This is a genomic window from Prosthecobacter sp. (genome assembly GCF_044373815.1).
Classification (GTDB): domain Bacteria; phylum Verrucomicrobiota; class Verrucomicrobiia; order Verrucomicrobiales; family Verrucomicrobiaceae; genus Prosthecobacter.
The window spans coordinates 20,438-39,564 of the sequence record NZ_JBIPNG010000009.1 but is presented as its reverse complement, the minus strand read 5'-3'; the positions used below and the strand labels follow the sequence as shown (position 1 = coordinate 39,564).

The 19,127-nt window shown below is 59.6% G+C and carries 15 protein-coding genes; 8 read left to right on the top strand and 7 right to left on the bottom strand.

The annotated features are described in order from the left end of the window. The 4 genes from ACIREA_RS01765 to ACIREA_RS01750 all read left to right on the top strand — a co-directional run. The coding region (locus tag ACIREA_RS01765) for an efflux RND transporter permease subunit (protein ID WP_397379943.1) at window positions 1-2,139 on the top strand (2,139 nt) is incomplete at its 5' end. 52 nt (window positions 2,140-2,191) lie between these two features. Then, the gene (locus ACIREA_RS01760; protein WP_397379942.1) at window positions 2,192-2,701 is read left to right on the top strand and encodes a hypothetical protein; all 510 of its coding nucleotides are present in this window, start codon (window positions 2,192-2,194) and stop codon (window positions 2,699-2,701) included. A 104-nt stretch (window positions 2,702-2,805) separates the two neighbouring features. Next, a complete protein-coding gene (locus tag ACIREA_RS01755) occupies window positions 2,806-4,056 on the top strand; it encodes a TolC family protein (protein WP_397379940.1) in 1,251 nt (416 codons plus the stop codon). Between the two features lie 35 nt (window positions 4,057-4,091). Further along, window positions 4,092-7,223, top strand: coding sequence for an efflux RND transporter permease subunit (locus tag ACIREA_RS01750; RefSeq protein WP_397379938.1), 3,132 nt, complete (start codon window positions 4,092-4,094; stop codon window positions 7,221-7,223). On the opposite strand, the gene ACIREA_RS01745 is transcribed toward ACIREA_RS01750, so the two are convergent. The 4 genes from ACIREA_RS01745 to ACIREA_RS01730 form a co-directional block, all read right to left on the bottom strand. Further along, window positions 7,224-8,519 carry a DUF1501 domain-containing protein gene (locus ACIREA_RS01745; protein WP_397379937.1) on the bottom strand — a complete coding sequence of 432 codons (1,296 nt, stop codon included), beginning with the start codon at window positions 8,517-8,519 and terminating at the stop codon, window positions 7,224-7,226. It lies immediately after the preceding gene. Window positions 8,520-8,530: 11 nt separating this feature from the next. Further along, window positions 8,531-11,395, bottom strand: a complete 2,865-nt coding sequence (locus ACIREA_RS01740; protein ID WP_397379935.1) for a DUF1549 domain-containing protein — start codon at window positions 11,393-11,395, stop codon at window positions 8,531-8,533. After that, window positions 11,392-11,967 (bottom strand): RNA polymerase sigma factor, encoded by a 576-nt coding sequence (locus ACIREA_RS01735; RefSeq protein ID WP_397379933.1) that lies wholly within the window; start codon window positions 11,965-11,967, stop codon window positions 11,392-11,394. Before ACIREA_RS01735 ends, ACIREA_RS01740 begins: the two co-directional genes overlap by 4 nt. 66 nt (window positions 11,968-12,033) lie before the next feature. Further along, a complete protein-coding gene (locus ACIREA_RS01730; RefSeq protein WP_397379932.1) occupies window positions 12,034-12,684 on the bottom strand; it encodes a septal ring lytic transglycosylase RlpA family protein in 651 nt (216 codons plus the stop codon). A gap of 61 nt (window positions 12,685-12,745) precedes the next feature. Here ACIREA_RS01730 and ACIREA_RS01725 point away from each other — a divergent pair, with 61 nt between their 5' ends. Next, complete coding sequence (locus ACIREA_RS01725; RefSeq protein ID WP_397379930.1) at window positions 12,746-13,720, top strand: alpha/beta hydrolase family protein; 975 nt, start codon at window positions 12,746-12,748, stop codon at window positions 13,718-13,720. A 7-nt stretch (window positions 13,721-13,727) separates the two neighbouring features. Here ACIREA_RS01725 and ACIREA_RS01720 read toward each other — a convergent pair whose 3' ends face one another. After that, window positions 13,728-14,804 carry a hypothetical protein gene (locus tag ACIREA_RS01720; RefSeq protein WP_397379928.1) on the bottom strand — a complete coding sequence of 359 codons (1,077 nt, stop codon included), beginning with the start codon at window positions 14,802-14,804 and terminating at the stop codon, window positions 13,728-13,730. Window positions 14,805-14,807: 3 nt separating this feature from the next. Continuing rightward, on the bottom strand, window positions 14,808-15,719 hold the full coding sequence (locus tag ACIREA_RS01715; RefSeq protein WP_397379927.1) for a DUF2167 domain-containing protein: 912 nt from the start codon (window positions 15,717-15,719) through the stop codon (window positions 14,808-14,810). 120 nt (window positions 15,720-15,839) lie between these two features. Between ACIREA_RS01715 and ACIREA_RS01710 the strand changes: the two genes are divergently transcribed. Beyond that, window positions 15,840-16,616: a hypothetical protein gene (locus tag ACIREA_RS01710; RefSeq protein ID WP_397379925.1), complete on the top strand. Its 777-nt coding sequence runs from the start codon at window positions 15,840-15,842 to the stop codon at window positions 16,614-16,616. 9 nt (window positions 16,617-16,625) lie between these two features. On the opposite strand, the gene ACIREA_RS01705 is transcribed toward ACIREA_RS01710, so the two are convergent. Then, window positions 16,626-17,054: a type II secretion system protein gene (locus ACIREA_RS01705; protein ID WP_397379923.1), complete on the bottom strand. Its 429-nt coding sequence runs from the start codon at window positions 17,052-17,054 to the stop codon at window positions 16,626-16,628. Window positions 17,055-17,143: 89 nt separating this feature from the next. On the opposite strand from ACIREA_RS01705, the gene ACIREA_RS01700 reads away from it, so the two are divergent. Both ACIREA_RS01700 and clpX read left to right on the top strand, forming a co-directional pair. Continuing rightward, complete coding sequence (locus ACIREA_RS01700) at window positions 17,144-17,782, top strand: hypothetical protein (RefSeq protein WP_397379922.1); 639 nt, start codon at window positions 17,144-17,146, stop codon at window positions 17,780-17,782. A gap of 44 nt (window positions 17,783-17,826) precedes the next feature. Beyond that, window positions 17,827-19,119, top strand: coding sequence for an ATP-dependent Clp protease ATP-binding subunit ClpX (gene clpX, locus ACIREA_RS01695; protein WP_397379920.1), 1,293 nt, complete (start codon window positions 17,827-17,829; stop codon window positions 19,117-19,119). Window positions 19,120-19,127: the final 8 nt, after the last annotated feature.

Below are 19,127 nucleotides of genomic sequence, written 5' to 3'. Positions count from 1 at the left end.
TTTCTCGGTCTGGGAAACATCCGCTCCGCTCTAGTGGTCGCCGCTGTGGTGCCGCTGTCCTTGCTGGGCGCCTTCCTCATGCTGGATCTGCGTGGCATTCCGGCCAACCTCATTTCCATGGGGGCCATCGACTTCGGCATCATCGTGGATTCCGCCGTGGTGGTGATCGAAGATCTGCTGCGCATGATGCATGAGCGGCGGGATAAAAAAGAGTCCCTCTTCAAACTCCTGCCCAAGGCCGTGGGGCAGATGGGACGCCCCATTCTCTTTTCCAAAGCCATCCTCCTCACGGCATTCCTGCCGCTCTACACCATGCAGCGTGTGGAAGGGAAAATCTTCAAGCCGATGGCTCTCACTCTGACATTTGCGTTGATTGCCGGGACCATTCTGGCCCTGACCATTGTGCCGCTGCTGGCCAGTTACGCGCTCAAGAAGGGACCCGGAGAGCATGAGTCATGGCTCGTACGCATCCTCCTGCGCATGTACCGCCCGTCGCTTGGCTGGGCGCTCAAGCATGGCCGCATGGTCGTTCTCAGTGGTGTGGTCATGCTGGCCGTTGCGGGTGTTGTTTCCTCTCACACGGGCACGGAGTTCCTGCCCAAGCTGGACGAAGGCTCCCTCTACATCCGCTCCTTCCTGCCGCAGACCATCTCGCCCTCCGAGTCCGCTCAGATCATGCGGCGCATGCGGGGTGTGCTGGCCTCCTTCCCGGAATCCAAATCCATCATCACACAAAATGGCAGGCCGGACGATGGCACGGACGTCAACGGCTTTGATGTCAGTGAAACTTCCGTGGATCTTTATCCGCGTGAGGAATGGAAGACCGCCAAGGAACGTGATGGCCTCGTCAAAGCCATGAAGGCGAAGCTCAACATCGAAGTGCCTGGCGTGCAGTTTCAGTTCAGTCAGATCATTGAGGACAACGTCAATGAAGCGATCTCCGGGGTGAAGTCCGAACTGAGTGTGAAAATCTTCGGAGATGAGCCCGAGAAACTCCAGCAGCTTGCGGATCAGATCGTGGACATTCTCAACACTGTTCCAGGCGCCGCTGATGTAGGCACCGACCGACTCATGGGACAGCCCCAGGTACAGATAGCTGTTGATCGGTCCGCCATCTCCCGTGCCGGGTTGTCGATGACGGATGTGCAGTCTGTGATCGAGACCTCGATGGGCGGTTCCGTTGCGACCAAGGTGCTCGAAGGTGAGCGCACCTTTGATCTCGTGGTCAAAATGATCCCGCGCTCCGTGGCCAGCATTGACGGCATCCGGCGCATTCCTGTTTCCGGATCTGATGGCGAGCGACTCACGCTCGGGGCGCTGGCCTCCGTGGATGTGAAGCCTGGGTTTGCCCGCATCTATCGCGAAGAAAATGCTCGTTTGACCGCTGTGAAGCTCGCCGTGCGCGGGCGTGATCTGGGAACGCTGGTGGCTGAAGCGCAGCAGAAGGTCAATGCTCAGGTGGTCCTGCCCAAGGGGTTTCGCCTGGAGTGGACGGGTGCCTTTGAAAACCAGCAGCGCGCGGTCAAACGCCTGATTCTGGTTGTGCCGATCACACTCGTTGCCATTTTCTTCCTGCTGTTCACCGCCTTTGATTCCGCGAAGCTTGCCACTCTGATCCTGCTCAATGTGCCCTTTGCTGCGGTGGGCGGGATTCTCGTCCTGCCACTGGCGGGTCTGGCGATGTCTGTTTCCGCCCTGGTCGGCTTCATCGCCCTTTTTGGCGTGTCGGTTCAAAACGGGGTGCTGTTGGTCGAGCGCATTCGTGAATTGCGCAAGGAAGGCATGCGCATGGCCGAGGCGGTTCGGGAGGGGGCCATCAGCCGTGTTCGACCGGTCGTGATGACCGCCGCCATGGCCGCCCTGGGCCTGCTGCCCGCGGCGTTGTCCCACGCCGTCGGTGCGGAAACCGCACGTCCTTTTGCCTGTGTTATCATCGGGGGCCTGATCACCGCCACCCTGCTCACGCTCTTCATCCTTCCGGTGCTGTATCCCCATTTTGATGCAGGAGAAGAAGGCTTGCACAGCAAGTATGTCCTCATCGAAGGCCCGGATCACCAGTCATTCTTGTCCTTGCATAAGAAAGAGCCAGACGAACCGGGCAAGCCACCAGATCCAGCGGAAGGGCTTGGGGCAGGTTGATTTTTCATGCTGGAAACTGCCAGGGCTGTGCGTTATTGTCCTGCATACACACATGAAATCTCACCGCCATGACTCCAAGCCGCTAGTCCGGCTGGTGCATTTGCTGCTGCTGATTGGTTGGATGCTTTCCTCTCATGGGATCGCACCGGCCATCTGCATGGCGGCGGCAATGATTGACGGCAATCACGCCGTGAAGGTCGGTGTGTCCAACAAAGGCGCCCTGACGGTGGTGCTTTCTCATGCAGGCAAGTCCGCCGCTGAGCTGACGATTCATGAGCATGACGCGCTTTGCAGAGTGCTGGTGGCTTTTGCCGAAGCGCCTGCATCCAATGCAGCGGATCACGTGCTGGCATTCAAGCCAGTCGATGACGCTTCACGTGCGCAGCGACTGATGATATCCACGCAGGGCATCGCCAAAGCGGCGGTCCCTTCGCATGTCGTGGCCGTGGCCCACTGCCTCCTCGCAAAGCCAGTTGTGGCTGCTGCAGTCGGGCGCTTGCAGAGGAACTCATGGTCGCATGGTCTTGCCCTGAAGTCTGGCAGGACCGTCATGCGTTGTTGAGCAATGGATCGAATCTCCGGGGCCGCAAAAGCGGACACAGCGGGCACATGCTGCGGATCAATCCGCCTTGCCCATGACTCACCATCCAATCTCAATTTACGCGCATGAAACTTTCCTCTCTTCTTCTCAGTTTGCTTGTTTGCCTCCAGTTGCCCTCCAGGGGCGAAACGGGGCCCGTCTCAGTCAATTCCCTCGTTCTCAAGGCTCTCGCCACACACCCGGAGCTTCGTTTTTACGAGGCTCAAATCGATGTCGCCCAAGGCGGAAAAACCAAGGCGGGGGAGATTAAAAACCCGGACATGATGGTCGGCGTCGGCAACTGGCATATACGCGATCTCTCTACGGGTGCAGTTGGCGATGGTCCCACCTGGGCGGTGCAGCTCACGCAAACCTTCGAGTGGCCTGGGCGTCTCTCTCTACGCAAGGCCATCGCGCAAAAAGACATTGAACTCGCCCAGCTTGGGGTCGTGCAGTTTCGCGCCGCGCTTGCCGGCCGTGTGCGCACCATCTCCTGGAAGCTGCTTGCCGCGCAGGAGCAGACCCGTGCCGCCGAGGAGGTGGCAAAACGTTTCCAGTCCCTCGCGGCGGTGCTCCTGCAGCGTGATCCTGCCGGTGCCGCGCCGCGTCTGGAGGCCCGCATCATTCAGTCCAGTGCGCTCACGCTGGGTGCCGAAGCCACGCTGGCGCGCAACGAACTGGCCGCCGCCCGCTTTGAGCTGAACCAGCTCCTGGGGGAAAAAGCAGAGCATCCGCTGGAGCTGCGCATGGAGGATCTTGTGCTTAATCCGCCACCGCCGCTCGAGTTCTTGCTGGCCGAGGCACGTCGCAAAAACTTCGCCCTGCGCGCCCGCTTCATTGATGTGGAGCAGCAGGGATACCATGTGGAGCTCGCCAAAAACGAGCGCTGGCCTTCCATCACCGTGCAGCCTTACATGCAGAAGCAGACGACGTTTACGCGGGAAACCCAGCTGGGCATCGGTGTTTCCATTCCTCTGCCATTGTGGAACCGCAACAAGGGGGCCATCGACGCCGCGAAAGCCAAGGAAGTGCAGGCGGAAGTCATGCTTACTGCCCAGATGCGTCAGCTCGAGCGTGACGTCGCGGCGCAGGCCAGTCATTACCGCATTCACACCGAGGAGCTTGCCAAATGGCCGGCTGACACGCTGGACAGCTTTCGCAAGGCGGCTGCAGAAGCCGATGAGCACTATCGCCTGGGCGCGCTGCCGCTGGCGACTTACACAGAGTTGCAACGTCAGTACATCGCATCCGTCAAAGCCGTGCTGACTTCGCAGCTGGGTGCTGTGGACGCACGTCTGCAGCTTGAGCAGCTCACGGGCAGCTCTTTGGTGAAATAGGCCGCATCGCATTTTGAACCTCATCTTTTGCGATCATGCTCAATTTCATTCTCGAATTCTCTGTCCGTCAGCGTGCCCTCGTGCTGCTGGGGGCTTTCGGCCTGCTCGGTGCGGGCTTGTATTCACTCATGCACCTGCCCATCGATGCGGTGCCGGATCTCACTGGCCCGCAGGTGCAGGTAAACGTGGCCGTGCCAGCCCTGGCTCCTGAGGAGTCCGAGCGCGCCGTCACACGCCCCATCGAAATGGCGCTCTCTGGGATGCCCGGCGTGCTCGATTCGCGTTCGCTCACGAAGTTTGGCCTCAGCCAGGTCACGATCCAGTTTGAAGACGACGCGGACATTTTTCGTGCGCGCCAGCTCGTCACCGAACGTCTCACCGCCGTGATGAACGATCTGCCTCCGGGCAGCTCGCTCAGCCTTGCCCCCATCAGCACAGGCCTGGGTGAAATCTTCTACTACACGCTCCATTGGAAGAAGGGGGCCAAGGAGAAGCCCGCTGATGAAAAGGAAGGCCTCATGCGCCTGTGGGAGACACACGAATACATCGTGAAACCGCACCTGCGCGTCGTGCAGGGAGTGGCGGAAATCAACAGCAACGGCGGCCATCAGCGTCAGGTCACCGTTGAGCCCATGCTCGATAAATTAAAAGCGGCGAACATGACCGTGGGCGAACTCGCGGCCATCATTCGCGGCAATGTCGAAAATGCCGGTGGCGGCGTCATCAATCGCGGTGACGAACAGCTCACCATTCGCAGTGTGGGTCGTGTCAGCACGGCTGAAGAAATCGCCCAGCTGCCGATCAAATTCGGTGCCGCCATCGAGCCGATGCGGGTGAAGGACGTGGCCAAGGTGCAATGGGGCGCCGGCTTCCGCGGCGGTGCCGCCACCATGGACGGTGAGGAGGTCGTGCTCGGAACCGTGATGATGCTCATGGGGCAGAACGCACGCGTCGTCTGCCATCGCGTGGCACCACGACTGGAGGAACTGCGGGAGAAGTTGCCTGCAGGCATGGATGTGACGGTCGTGTACGAACGTTCCGACCTCGTCGAGGCCACCGTTGGCACGGTCGAAAAAAATCTCCTAGAAGGTGCCGTGCTCGTCATCGTCGTCCTGCTAGTCCTTCTAGGGAACTGGCGTGCGGCTTTGATCGTGGCGCTGGCCATTCCACTGTCCTTCCTGTTCGCCATCTGTGGCATGGTGCAGGGGGGATGGTCTGGCAATCTGATGAGTCTTGGCGCGGTCGATTTTGGTCTGATCATCGACGGCGCCGTGGTCATGGTCGAAAACATCATTCGCAGGATCGGCATCAAGCAGCATCACCTCGGACGAATCCTCACCAAAGAAGAGCGTTCACGCGAAGTGCTCGCTGGCAGCAAGCAGATGGCGAGCCCGATGTTTTTCGGGGTGCTCATCATCACCATCGTTTATCTGCCGATTCTGACGCTCACGGGCGTCGAAGGTAAAATGTTTCGCCCCATGGCGGTGACGGTGATTTTTGCTCTCGCCGGAGCCCTCTTGCTGGCGCTGACGCTTATGCCCGCGATGTGCTCGTTCTTCCTCGGCGGCAACGTCGCCGAAAAGGACAACTGGATCATCTCGGGTCTCAACCGCGTGTTCCAGCCCATGCTGCGTGCCGCCATCAAAATGCGCTGGGCGGTGGTTCTTTTGGCCGTCGCTTTCTTTGCTTTCTGCGGCTGGCGCTTCAGCACACTGGGGGCCGAGTTCGTGCCCAAGCTGGACGAAGGCTCCATCGCCGGGATGATTTACCGCAAAGTCGGCATGAGCCTCAAGGAGTCCCTGCATGAGGACCTTGTGCTCGGCCAGATGGTGCGTGAAAAGTTTCCGCAGGTCACCCGCTTTTTCACCCGCAGCGGCACCAGCGAAGTCGCCACCGACCCGATGCCGCCAAACGAAACGGATTTCTACGTCTTCTACACACCCGTCTCCGAGTGGCCCAAAGGCCCCGGCCTGCCCACCAACAAGGCCGAGCTTTGCGCCGCCATCGAGAAGGAGGCGCTCAGCGAGCACGAAGACCAGAGCATCGAATTCGGCCAGCCGATCGAGACTCGCTTCAATGAAATGATGGAAGGTTCCAAGGCCGAGCTCACTGTGCGCATCTACGGCATCGAATTTGACATGCTTGAAAAGCTTGCCAGCCAGATTCGTGACATCATCAACAGTACTCCGGGAGGATCCGCTGAGCTTGAAACAGACGGTCGTACCAGCACCGTCGTGATGCAGGTGAAGCGGGATGTTCTTACCAAGTACAACGTCCCCCTTGCCGAACTCAATCATGCCGTCTCTGCCGGTCTCGGCGGGGAAGTGTCTGGCCAGGTCGTCGAAGGCAATCGAAAGCGTGACATCGTCGTGCGCCTGCCCGAGGAAGAGCGTGCCAAGGAGGAGATCATGAAGAGCCTGCCGCTGCGTGTTGGTGACTTCGGCATGCTCACGCTAGGCGATGCGGTAGACATTCACACGGAGAAAACCGTTGAACCCATCCGCCACAGCCGCACGCAGCGCCGTGCCGCCATCCTCGTCGGTGTGAAGGACCGCGACATGGAAGGCTTCGTCAACGAGGCGAGTGCGCGCATCAAACAAGAAGTGAAATTCCCCGAGGGCTACAGCTTCGAGTTTGGCGGCACCTTTGAAAATCTTCAGGAGGCCCGTGCTCGTCTGGTCATCGTGGTGCCCACCGCCTTGGCGCTCATCCTGATGCTCATCTTCTTCGCCTTCGGCAGCATTCGTCAGACCTTGCTCGTCGCCACGGGCATTCCCCTCGCGCTGACCGGCGGCATCATCGCCCTAGAGCTGCGTGGCATGCCTTTCAGCATCACCGCCGCCGTTGGCTTCATCGCACTCAGCGGTGTCGCGGTGCTCAACGGACTCGTCCTGGTCAACTACTTCAACGAGCTCCGTGAGGAAGGCATGAGCGTCCGTGATGCCGTGCTCACCGGTGTCTCCACGCGATTGCGCCCTGTCATGATGACCGCGCTCGTCGCTGCTCTCGGTTTCGTGCCCATGGCCCTCGCGCATGGAGCGGGAGCCGAGGTACAGCGCCCGCTGGCCACCGTCGTCATCGGCGGGATCATCAGCTCCACGTTGCTCACACTGCTGCTGCTGCCGATGCTCTATGACTGGATCGAGCGTAAGCCCAAAGCGAGCTGATCAGATCAGCGCCGCGATCGGCACGCCGCGCTTCGCTCCGGTGCCGCCATAGATGCTGAAACTTCCGCCGCTGCCGGCGGAGATGGTTTCCTGTCGCGGCACGCCCAGCAGCGCACCGATGGTGGCGTGGAAGTCGAGCACGGTGACGGGATTCTCAATCACATGGGTGCCAGTCTCATCGGTTTTGCCATAAGCCTGACCGCCTTTGACGCCCCCGCCCGCGATGAAAGATGAAAACGCGATGGGGTGGTGCCCGCGCCCGGTGCCGTCGATCTTGGGGCCGCGGCCAAATTCGGTGGTGAGCACCACCAGCGTGCTGTCCAGCAATCCTCGTGTCTCCAGATCTTCCAGCAAGGTGCCTACCGCATTGTCCACACGACTGGCGAGGTATTCCACCTGGGCAAAGTTGTCCGCATGCGTGTCCCAGCCGCCGAGTTCGATCTCCACAAACTTGGTGCCGCTCTCAACAAGTCGGCGCGCCAGCAGAATACCCTGGCCAAATTCATCATTACCGTAGTCTTCCACCAGCTTGCTTTTTTCCTGCGTGATGTCGAAGGCATCGAGATCCTTGCTGGTCATGAGCTTGATGGCATCGGCATACACATCCACATGCGCTTTGACCTCCGCCATGGGGTAGCGCGCAAGGAAGTCGCGATTGAAGTTCTCGGCGAGTCCGCTGCGTTTGCGCAGGTTGGTCATGGAGTCGCCGTTTTGCAGCTGGGTATGCTCGAGTCCCTTGCTGGCATCCAGCACCGGGACAGGCGCATACCGTGCATCCATGAACCCGCTGCCCGGATGCCCCGCGAGACCCGCAAGCCGAATGTAAGGTGGCAGGGTGGAATGTCCCTGCGTCACCTGCCGCGCCACCCAGGCGCCGAGTGCCGGATGCCGCATTGTGGCGGACATCTCATAACCTGTGAGCACTTTATAAACACCAGGCTCGTGGGCACCCTGCGTGTGATGCAAGGAGCGAACCACGGCGATTTTTTTCCCATGTTCCGCCAGTTTGGGAAAGAAGCCGGAGATGAGCAGGTCATCCGCTTTGGTCTTGATCGTTTTCACCGGCCCTTGATGACCGGCTGGGGCATCGGGCTTGGTGTCAAAGGTGTCGATGTGGCTCATGCCGCCGCGCATGTTCAGATAGATGACGTGGCTGGCAAACTTTGGCGTGCTCGTTTCCAACGCTCGCGCAAGCCCCAGTGGCGGCACCAAACTGACGCCGAGGCACGTGCGGGCCATGCGCGTGACAAACTCACGGCGGGAGACATCATCAAGGCGGTTCAAGGAGTGCTTCATAAAGGGAGGGGTTATTTTTGAAACATGAATTCAGCGGTGGAGAGCAGAGTGCGGGCAAGCGCCTTGGCATTGCGTGTGTCACCCAGCGCCTGCTTGCAGGCATCGAGTTCAGCCTGCGTCGGCTCACGCGTCATCACGGCCAGGAAGGCGCCGCGCGCGACTTCGGTGATGTTGTTGAGCCCTCGCAGATTGTCGGACAAAGGACTGCCTGAACGCGCCACATGGTCAAAGAAATCGCTGTTCAGCATGAGCAGCGCCTGCGGCACCGTGGAGGAGCTCCACGCATCACCGATGAAGTCGCGGTTCCCCTGGCCAAACATGCGCAGGAAATGACCATCCGGCGTTGGCTGCGGCAGTTCCGAGGCACGCTCCAGGCCACCACCGGCAAACTCGCGGGCCATCTCCTTGCGCAGGCGTGCACGGCGTTCCTCCACCATCATTGCGCGTTCTTCCTTGCCTGCGATTTTGCGGGCCACAGCAGTGACTTCGCTGGCTTTTTTAGCAGCGATCGCCGCTTCAAGTTCGGCGACACCGGGAGGATCAAAATTCAGTTTCAAATCAAGATCCTTCACAGCCAGCGCCATCATCGAGTCCCATACCTGCTCAGCCGTCAAACGACGCACCACAGGACCAGGGAAGCGATACACCACCGAAGAATCCTGCGGCAGAAGGCCGGCTTCACGCTGATAGGCGCGGGTCAGGGTGAAGATGTGCAGGATCCGCCGCACATCGTATTTCGAATCGCGCACCACATTGACGAGATACTGCGCCAGATCAGGATTGGCGCAGTCGGCGACTTCACGCACCTGATCCACCCTGCCTGCGAATGGCACGCCGAACAACTTGGCCCACAGCCTATTGGCCAGCGTGAGAGCAAATCGTGTGTTGTTGGGCGCAGTGACCCATGCCGCCAGAGTTTCTGCTGGGCGTGCGCCTGTGGCTGGTGAATCGCCGTAAAGCACAGCTGCAGGAATCAGCTCGCCGGGTTTGCCATCCGCGTATTGGTAATCGTCCGGCAGCTTTGCTTGCTGCCCCTCTCCATTCACCACGCCTGCACCACCTGCCGCACGCTGCAGCGCCAGCAGGGCATCTCGGATGCGCTGGTTTTTTTGCCTCCGTTCATAGTCCAGCTTGTCCATCGCCATGCGGTCGTAGTGTTCAGCCGCTTCGCGGATCGCTTTGCCGCCCACTTCTCCGACCCCGTCTTCCTTGGACGCAGTCTTGATCCCGGATGTCCAGGCCAGGAACTGATGGTACTCCTTCCGCGTCCAGCGGCTGTAAGGATGGTCATGGCATTGCGCGCAGGAAATCTGCGTGCCAAGAAAAAGCGTGGCCGTGCTCTCAATGTTCGCGGCGCGGTTTTCGCCGTCACGCAGGTAATAGCCCGCCGCAGGTGCGCGCCATCCGTAGCCTTCAGGGCTCAGCAGCTCACGCGTCCATTCGTCGAAAGATTTGTTTTCACGCACGCTCTGTTTGATCCAGGCGAGATAAAAATCTCCCTGCACACCTTCGGCCAGATCGTCTTTGGCTCGCAGCAGATCGCACCAGTAGTTGAACATGTGGCTGACGTGGCCGTTGGAGGCAAGCAGTTCTTCGATCAGGCGTCCGCGTTTGTCGGGTTCCTTGATGGCGATAAAACGTTTGGCCTCGTCGCTCGTGGGAATGCGGCCCACGAGGTCAAGATACACACGGCGCAGCCACACAAATTCATTGGCCAAGGGACGGGCCTCCTCTGCGTGCTTGCTCAGGTCCCGTTCGATCAGCTGGTCGATGCGTGCTGCCACGGCCTTGAGTTGGGTGATATCCACAGCTTCGTTCAGCGTCGAGATCGAAACCTCTTTCGCACGCATGGAGGTCCACGCACCGAAATTCGCCCCTTCCTCAACCCAGCGCCGAATGAGCGCAATCTCCTCGGCGCTCAGCGGCTTGCCATCATTGGGCGGCGGCATGAGATCATCGTCGCCGGGATTGTGAGAGATAGATTTCACCAGCGTGCTCTTGGCGGCCTTGTGCGGCAGGATGAGATTGTCCGTCTGGCTCTTTTCGCGAATCGCCTCAAGATCATCCAGCCGGATCCCACCTTTGGGCTTCTTCAGTTTGCTGCTGTGGCATTCAAAGCAGGAGCGCTCCAAAATCGGCAGCACCTGCCGCTCGAAATCGATCTTCGAAGAAACGTCGGGAGTCTCCATGGTCATCTCGATCTTGGGTTTCGAGGCAAGATTCATCGGAGGAATCGTCGCGGTCTCCATCTTCTCCGGCACCGGTGCAGGGACGCTCCCCATGCCGATGGCGGGCGGCGTCACCGAAGTTGGTGTAGGCGCAGGCTCAGATTTTTTCTCCACGACCACCACCTTCGGTGTCTGCGGATTCGGAGCCGCCGGCGCAGGTGCAAGGGGGGGCTGAACCAGCACCGGCTCGGGCACCACCACCACACGAGGTCCCGGTGGGTTGGCGATGATGCGTCCGTACATGATGACACGTTTGCCCGTGCGCTGAGCCACCACGGGGGCGAGATCGAGCCGCTGAAACATATCCGGCCACGCGAGAGTGCCGCCGATGAAACCGATCAACACAGCCGCGGCCGCAGTGGTCCAGCGGGGCAGGTGGGTATGCCAGCGCCGCGGGCGGCGGCGAGTGGTTGACTCTTCGATGCTGCGTATCAGATCATCGACGGATGACACATTCACGCTGGCTTCAATGGCCTCCGCGAGCGCGGCGGGAGTGTCATTTTTTTCCAGGGCCACACGCAGCAGCGCGTCCATGCCGAGCTGCTCTTCCAACTCCTTGAGCGTGTCGGGGTCGCTCATCAAAACCTGCCATTCATGATTGGAGAGCCCCCCCTCCAAAGCTTTGTCGATCGCTTCGTCGGTGTTCATGCGGTTTTGTGTTCCAGGTGAAGTTCGATGCACTTGCGCAACTGCTGGCGTACACGCATCAGCACGGTGCGCACCGCGAGCGTGCTGCGGCCGGTGCGTTGCGCGATTTCCTCACAGCTGAGCTGCATCTCGTAACGCAGATCCAGGATGGTGCGCTGATGGTGGCGCAGCTTCTCAAGGCAGGTCGCCAGATGGTCTGATTCATCACTCACGGGTTTTTCAGAAGCCTCCAGCGCCGTTTCCCAGCGCACCTGCTCGGAGTAGCGCTCGTGTTTGGTGAAATCTCGCGCATACGCCTTCAGCCGGTCGCGCAGATGGTTGTAGGCGATGGTGCGCAGCCACGGCTGCATGGACCCTTCAGTGAAATCCTTCATGTTCTGATAGGCGAAGACAAAGGCGTCATGCGCCACTTCATCGATCAAATCGGGCACCGGTGCTCGCAGCGCCAGATAGCCGCGCAGCGGCTGCAAATGCCGCTGCATCAGCAGACGAAACGCTGCGTCGTCACCGGCTTCCACCTGTCTGGCGAGTTCGGCATCCTGCGGAGTTTTGGGCGGCGTGAGAGAATCCATGCACTGTGGATATGGACGCTCGATTCCAAAGTGTGGCAGAAAAATGTTGCTGCATTTGCAGAGGCCTCACCTTCCACCATACCCCGGCGGCGGTGGCGGAATGCCTGCTGGCATTGAAGTGGTGCCATATCCCGGGGGCGGTGCACCGGTGCCATACCCGGCTGGCGGCACCGTGGTGGGCTTGCGGTAGCTGCTGGCTGCTGAAGGAGCGTGATACGTTTTGGGCGCCTTGTAAGCCGTGCGTGGCGGTGCGCTGTGTTTGACCGGTGCCGGCGTGTTGTAGTTGGCTGGAGCAGGACCGTAGCTGGCCGGAGGCGCACTGTAGTTTGACGTTGGCGCAGCGCCGTTGGCGATGGTTTTGGCAGTCACCGTGACATCGCCGAGCTGGCGATAGGGAAGCTGAATGTATTCGGCGGCGGCGCGGGAGAGATTGATCACGCGGTTCGGGTAGTAGGGGAAGCGGTCGGTCACCGTCACGTTTACCGTTCGTCCATTGGTGTTGTTCTTCACCTTGACCACCGTGCCAAAGGGCAGGGTGTTGTGCGCGGCTGTCCAACCCTGTGGCTGATAGATGGACCCGGAGGTGGTGTACTGGCCTGCATATTGATCCGCGATGTAGGAGGCGTATCCGCGCACCTCATAAGCAGGCTTGGCGCAGCTGGCCAGCAGAGCGGGCACCGAAATGGCAAGGAATCGAAGAAGTGCGGAAAAGTTCATGTTCTGCTTTTGCGAACATAACAAGATTGTCACTAGGCACAATCTTGCTCATCATCGGCCGGTGAAAAGAAAACGAGTCATCCTGGGAGCCGCGCTTCTGCTGGTGCCACCGCTGGCCGGCTGGCTGGCCGCAGATCAGCTGGCACATCCGCCACGCAGGCCGCTGCAGGATTATCACCATGAGTTTCTGTCCAGTCCGGACTTGCATGGTGTGGCTTTGAAATCCTTCACCTGTGCCGATGGCACCCCATGTCTCGTCTGTGAGCCAGCACCGCAGGGTGCACTTGGAAAGCGCGGTCAGGTCATCCGTGAGCAGATGACGCTGAAAGGTCTCACCTTGCCAGTACCCGGGAGTGTGGTGGGAAATCTGGTGCTCGTGCATGGCCGCCGTGGTCGAAAGGAGGACTACCTGCTCGTCGCAGAGCGTTTCTGCGCCGTGGGCTTTCGCTGCATTCTGCTCGACCTGCCTGCTCATGGTGATCACCCAGAAACAACCGCCTGTTATGGCGTGAGGGAGGCGCACCTACCGGCGCTGGCGCTGCATGAAGCATCAGCGAAGTTCGGGTTCAATCCGCAACCCGCTGGCATCATGGGATTGTCGATGGGCGGTGCAGTCAGCATCCGCTCCGCCGTGGAGAAGGATGCGCCTTGGCGCGCGGCCGTGCTGGTTGCGACCTTTGATTCATTGGACCACTTGGTGCGTCATCAGACTTCGGGTTGTGTGGGAGAGTGGCTGGGTTCAGTCTGGAGCCACATGACGGGCTGGTTTTATCAAAGAAAGGCACACATGGAAGTCAGTGCGGCGAACTCCCTCGCTCTGGTTCCCCAGCTCAAATGCCCGGTGCTTGTCGCACATGGGACGTCAGACCGGGTGATCCCCATCGAGTGTGGACGCCTTCTCTATGACGCACTGCCATCCGGCATCGAAAAACGCTGGGTTGAAATTCCCGGCGCGGATCACGACAGTGTGTTGATCACTGATTTTCCAATCTACGCAGAAATGGCGGAATGGATGCTGCGCCACGTTCCTCAGTGAATGCAGTCTAGGCAACCGGTTGCCGCAGTTCCACACCACCGCAGTCAGAGCAGGCGGTCATGCCGCTCTGGAATTCAGCACTGCACCGTGGGCAGGTCGGAAGTTTGGCTGTCGCGGGCGGATCGTATTCCTCCTCTGCGATGCCTTCGTGGCGGAAGAATTTTTCCAGTGCCTCGGCTTCGAGCGGGAGTGATTCGTTTTGAGGCCAGCCGGGAACGTACCGTGACTCACGCCAAAACAGACGCGCACTTTCCAGCCAGCGCTTGTCATCCATCAGTCCTCGCCAGGCCAGCGGATGTGGCGGTTCGGCATCCGTGGTCAGATTCACGACATCAAAGGCACGCATCGACAACTGAGGAAGAAAGGCAATCCCGAGCGCGCGCCAGCGACGATGCGGAATAATGACGCGGCTTTTCCGGGTGCTGCGCAAAAAGAGCCATGACTGGATGAATTGCAGCAGCAGCAGCACACCCGCAGCTGCGAGCACGATCAAACTGTCGCCAAAGCGATGATACAAAACGCTCATCATTCCGAAGCACCACATGAAGTGGATCGTGGCACACAGGCGCAGTGATCGAGTGAGTTGCGAGGTGGCCGAGGCCGTTGTGTTGGCAGACTTCGTATCGAGTGTCGTGCGGGCGTACTTGAGAAAAGCACTGCGGCGCTGCTCGGGTGTCAGGCCACGCCATTCGATGAGCCGTTGCTGCCAGAGTTCAGCCAGCGTTTTGGAAGGCAGGCGCACACGAGTGACGGTATCAAGATGCAGCGTGCTTTCCTCGACACGTGGGGCCAGCTTGTCCCATGTGATACTGACGCTCATGCTGTCGGTCAATCGTACCCGCAGCGATTCCTGCTCGGGCACGAACAACCATGGCAGCGCCATCGCATGCGCCTGCATGGGCGGCAGAGGAGAGAGCAGCAGTGGCGAACCACTGCCGATTTGCAGCCGCATCCATGGCCGCAGCGGGCTCCAGCCCGACTTGCCCGTGCCCGCAGCCATCCAGGCAGTGGATGGCACGAGGCGCAGGCACTCGATGAGATAGAGCAGCACGAAGACTGCGAGAAGCGTCTGGCCGTCGGTCATGCGCTATTCGCCTGGCGGCTGGCGCGAGCCGAAGATTTTTTCGAAAAGTTTTTTCAAGCCGGCCAGAGCACCCACCACCAGCAGGATCGCCGCCTTGCCCAGCTTGGCGAAGAACAGCCCGAGCTTGCCAAACAGACCCATCTTGGCTGCGGCAAAGGCACCGGTGCCGGCAATAAGCGCGGTGAGACCGTATTTGGCCACCTTGTCTCCTTCGCGGAACTCAGCGTAGCGCTGGCCTTCGACATAAGAGAAGCCTCCCATGACTTTCTGAAACTCGGTCAGCAGCGGCTGGAACTCCGCCGGGTCGCACACGAGCTGCACCTTCATGGACCCCGTGCGGCCCAGCAGCCGCGTCTCATAGTTGACGGACTCGCCGCCTGTCCCATCCAGGCTTTGGATTCGCACCGCCCATTCAAGGGTCTTGGTGGTGTCGTTGAAGCGCGGCGGCATGGCCCAGCCAAGAATGGCCAGTTCATGGATGCCGCGTTCCTTGCGCACTTTGTTGGACTCCGCCAGTCCTGCGCGGCGGGTCTCAAGCAGTTCGTCCGCATTGATGTCGTTTTTCTCATCATCTTTCACGTGGCCGGAGTCGGCATAGCCGAAGATGATCCAGGGGCCGAACCCTTCGGTGGTGAGCAAGCCGGAAGCAGAGGGCTGCGGCAGATTGCCAAACAATTCGAGCACGCGGCTGGCACCGCTGCCATGGGTGAAGCGGTAACCCTTCGGGATGGCGATCTTGGCCACGCCGCCGAGATCTCCTGCGCCCTCACGCACCCAGCCGATCTTTTCCATGTCATCCAGCAGCTTTTTCTCCTCCTCAGCCGCGTTCTTTTCGTCAGGTTGTTGAGCCTGAGTGGTGGAGAAAACTGCCAGAAAGGCCAGCAGTACAAAGCGTGAGAGGAATGAGGGCTTCATGCGTCGGCAGTCTCGCAGGGGCTGCGGGAGATCGTCAAGGCGAGGTTTTTACCAGATTCGTAATTGGCAGAGGAAGCCTTAGGCGGCATGTTCAGGTGTCATTGACTCACACTTTATTCCATGGCTGAACCAAATTCTGCTCCAGCACCCGCGCCGCGCCGCGGGCCAGGATGCTTCTCCATACTGGCCCTGACGTTTCTGGCGGTGGTGGTCATCGGTGGTCTCGTGGTTTGGAAGGTGGTGGATTCGGGTTTTGGCATGAAGTGGCTGGCAGAGCATTTCCAGAAGCGGACCATCACCGAGAGTTTTCATGAAAACGTGAAACGCATCGCCTCGACTCAGGGCGACGTGCTGGAACTGGCCACGATGGAAACCGAGGAGACGGTCACGAAGTATGACACGAAGACCTTGTTCAACGATGCCGTTTACCTCGGCACCACCGTGGCGGAGATCCGCGCGCTAGTGGTCTATCGTTACCATTTGAAGCTGTCCGACGAATGGAAGCTCACGGTCGAAAACGGTCGTTGTGTGGTGATCGCACCCGCCATCCGGCCTTCACTGCCACCGGCGATCCGCACGGAAACGATGGAGAAGAAGTCCGAAGCGGGCTGGCTGCGGTTCAATGCGGCGGAGAACATGGCTGAACTGGAGAAAGGATTGACTCCGATGCTTGAACGTCGCGCGGCAGTGCCGGGCAAGATCAAGCATGTGCGCGAAGCCAGCCGCACCTCGGTGGCCAAGTTTGTGCAGCACTGGGTTCTCAAAGAGCAAAAAGCGCAAGACCAGGGCGGCATCCGCGAGATCGTGGTGATTTTTCCTGATGAACCAGCTGCAGCTAATGCAGTTGAAGCATCGAAGCTGTCCGCCACTTTGAATGTGGAAGTGAGCGTCGATTAGTTCAGCGGATCAAGGCTGCAGCCCTTCGGGGTCATAGAGCAGCAGGTCGGACTCGAACTTCACAAAAGTCAGCGCTCCGGGCAGGTCGCTGGCTCGCATGTTGGTGAGGCTGAAAAGTTTGTTCTTCCACATCCCTTGCTTGCCGGTGACACCGCCGATCAGCTTGGCTGCGGTGGCCAGCTTGTCCCCGGGCACAACAAAATCCGCACTGCCCAGCGTGGCATAGACCCCGAGAGAAACAATTTCCTGCGCGTTCCGCTGGTTGATCACACGCTCTATTACAACCCTTTGGTTTCCGCCGTACCAACCAAGTGCAATACTGCTGAAGATGCCGACCAGGCAGATAACGGTGAGCAACTCCAAGATTGAAAAGCCCGCAGACATCCAGTTGTTCGGCTGGGGTTGCGGGCGTAGGGGGCTGGCGGAGATGCGCAACACGGGCTATATAATTATCATAAACATCTTTTCGCCGCAATCTCTCGTTTTGACGGGTGACTGTCTGCATTTAGACAGAGGCTGCAGAACTCATGATACCTGACTTGTTGGAACCCTTACCCCGATCACAGCGCGAAGCTGTCGATTCTGCCGGCTACCGTATCATGCGCTGGATGGCGGCACGCGAAGTCTTGCAGTCGCGTGTTTCGAAAGGCCGTGTCGCAGGGCCATTGGGTGATTTTTTGGCGCATTGGCTGTCGCTGGCTCCTGCGAAGGGGGCTGACTCAGATCTTTGGTTGTCATTCAACTATGCACAGGATCAAGCGGAGCTGAAACTCGCGGGGGGCAGCGCAACCCTTGCCCATTCTCCACTGGAGCAGGCCCTGCTGCATCTGCCGGCACTGCGCTCATTGTGGAGCCAGGAATTGCGCCAGCAGCACTTTGTAGCTCTGCGATCTCTGGTCCCTCAGGCATGGCTGATGGACTCGGCTCAGGTTCCACCCGGAGCGGTGATTCAGGGCTTGGACGCGGTGTCTTGGGAGCAGGCCCCACAATTGAGGGGGCAGGAGTGGGAGATCCAAGACGCAAAGGGAATGGTTCTCGCAAATCGGTCTCTCGTGCAGAACAGCGTTTTGACCTCTCGACCGGCTTCAGGCGTAGTACTCAAAGCATGGTATGGGCGGAATGATGCGGGTCAGGTTGTTTTGCGTTCTCTTGAAGCGGCACCTTGACGTGCATCCTGCTTCCGTGCGACATTCTACCATCCCCAAAAACCATGGCACGCGGCTCCAACGTTACTCTCTGCTCCTTCTGCGGCAAAAGCCATGCAGAGGTCAAAAAACTCATTGCAGGTCCGGGGGTGTATATTTGCGACAACTGCATTCACGTCTGTAAAAACATCCTCGACAAGGAAACCTCGGTCGATTCCGAGGGTGGGCCGGCACTGCTGGTGCCACGCCCGGCGGACATCGCCGCACTGCTGGATCAGCATGTGATCGGCCAGGCGCAGGCGAAAAAGGTGCTCAGCGTCGCGGTGCACAATCATTACAAGCGCATCCTGCACACCCAGCAGCAGGCCACGCGCGCCGGCAGCGGAGCCCCTCGCAAAGTGACGACCGCTCTGCCCGACCCGAATGATGTCGAGATCGAGAAAAGCAATGTGCTGCTAATGGGCCCCACGGGCTGTGGCAAGACGCTGCTCGCCAAGACTCTCGCACGCATTCTCAATGTGCCTTTCAGCATCGCGGATGCCACCACGCTTACGGAGGCCGGCTACGTCGGCGAAGACGTGGAAAACATCGTTCTGCGGCTCTTGCAGGCGGCGGACTACGATGTCGCCCGTGCCGAGATGGGCATCGTCTACATTGATGAGATCGACAAGATCGGCCGCAAGACCGAGAACGTGAGCATCACCCGTGATGTCTCAGGAGAAGGCGTGCAGCAGGCGCTGCTGAAAATCATCGAAGGCACAGTGTGCAATGTGCCACCGCAGGGCGGACGCAAGCATCCGCAGCAGGAGTACATCCAGGTGAACACCGAAAACATTCTGTTCATCTGCGGCGGTGCCTTTGTCGGCCTCGACAAACTGATGGAGCGGCGTCGTGGTGGCAAGACCATGGGTTTTGTGAATTCCCAGGCGGCGAAGCCCGAGACGGCCAAATCCAGGGCCGAAGTCGAACCTGAGGACCTGCTGTCGTTTGGCCTGATTCCGGAGTTCATCGGCCGTCTGCCGGTGGTTTGCTCGCTGGAGTCCCTGACGGAACAGGAACTCGTGCGGGTGCTGACCGAGCCGAAAAACGCCTTGATCAAACAGTACGCTAAACTGATGAACATGGACGGCGTGGAGCTTTCCATCACGCGTGACGCCATGCTTGCCATGTCGAAGGAGGCGGTGACACGTGGCACCGGTGCACGCGGACTGCGCAGCATCTTCGAGCGCATCATGCTTGACGTCATGTATGACGTGCCAAGCCGGTTGGACGTGCGTGGCGTCACCATCAACGAAGGCGTCGTCAAAGGCGAGCGTGCCGCCATGCTTCGCAAGCGGGTGGAACGCAAGGCGGCATAAGCTTCGGG

What these genes read in the sequence shown, in the direction of transcription:
- ACIREA_RS01760 (WP_397379942.1), top strand. Translation starts at nt 2,192, where the DNA reads ATGAAATCTCACCGCCATGACTCCAAGCCGCTAGTCCGGCTGGTGCAT.
- ACIREA_RS01755 (WP_397379940.1), top strand. Translation starts at nt 2,806, where the DNA reads ATGAAACTTTCCTCTCTTCTTCTCAGTTTGCTTGTTTGCCTCCAGTTG.
- ACIREA_RS01750 (WP_397379938.1), top strand. Translation starts at nt 4,092, where the DNA reads ATGCTCAATTTCATTCTCGAATTCTCTGTCCGTCAGCGTGCCCTCGTG.
- ACIREA_RS01745 (WP_397379937.1), bottom strand. Translation starts at nt 8,519, where the DNA reads ATGAAGCACTCCTTGAACCGCCTTGATGATGTCTCCCGCCGTGAGTTT.
- ACIREA_RS01740 (WP_397379935.1), bottom strand. Translation starts at nt 11,395, where the DNA reads ATGAACACCGACGAAGCGATCGACAAAGCTTTGGAGGGGGGGCTCTCC.
- ACIREA_RS01735 (WP_397379933.1), bottom strand. Translation starts at nt 11,967, where the DNA reads ATGGATTCTCTCACGCCGCCCAAAACTCCGCAGGATGCCGAACTCGCC.
- ACIREA_RS01730 (WP_397379932.1), bottom strand. Translation starts at nt 12,684, where the DNA reads ATGAACTTTTCCGCACTTCTTCGATTCCTTGCCATTTCGGTGCCCGCT.
- ACIREA_RS01720 (WP_397379928.1), bottom strand. Translation starts at nt 14,804, where the DNA reads ATGACCGACGGCCAGACGCTTCTCGCAGTCTTCGTGCTGCTCTATCTC.
- ACIREA_RS01715 (WP_397379927.1), bottom strand. Translation starts at nt 15,719, where the DNA reads ATGAAGCCCTCATTCCTCTCACGCTTTGTACTGCTGGCCTTTCTGGCA.
- ACIREA_RS01710 (WP_397379925.1), top strand. Translation starts at nt 15,840, where the DNA reads ATGGCTGAACCAAATTCTGCTCCAGCACCCGCGCCGCGCCGCGGGCCA.
- ACIREA_RS01700 (WP_397379922.1), top strand. Translation starts at nt 17,144, where the DNA reads ATGATACCTGACTTGTTGGAACCCTTACCCCGATCACAGCGCGAAGCT.
- clpX (WP_397379920.1), top strand. Translation starts at nt 17,827, where the DNA reads ATGGCACGCGGCTCCAACGTTACTCTCTGCTCCTTCTGCGGCAAAAGC.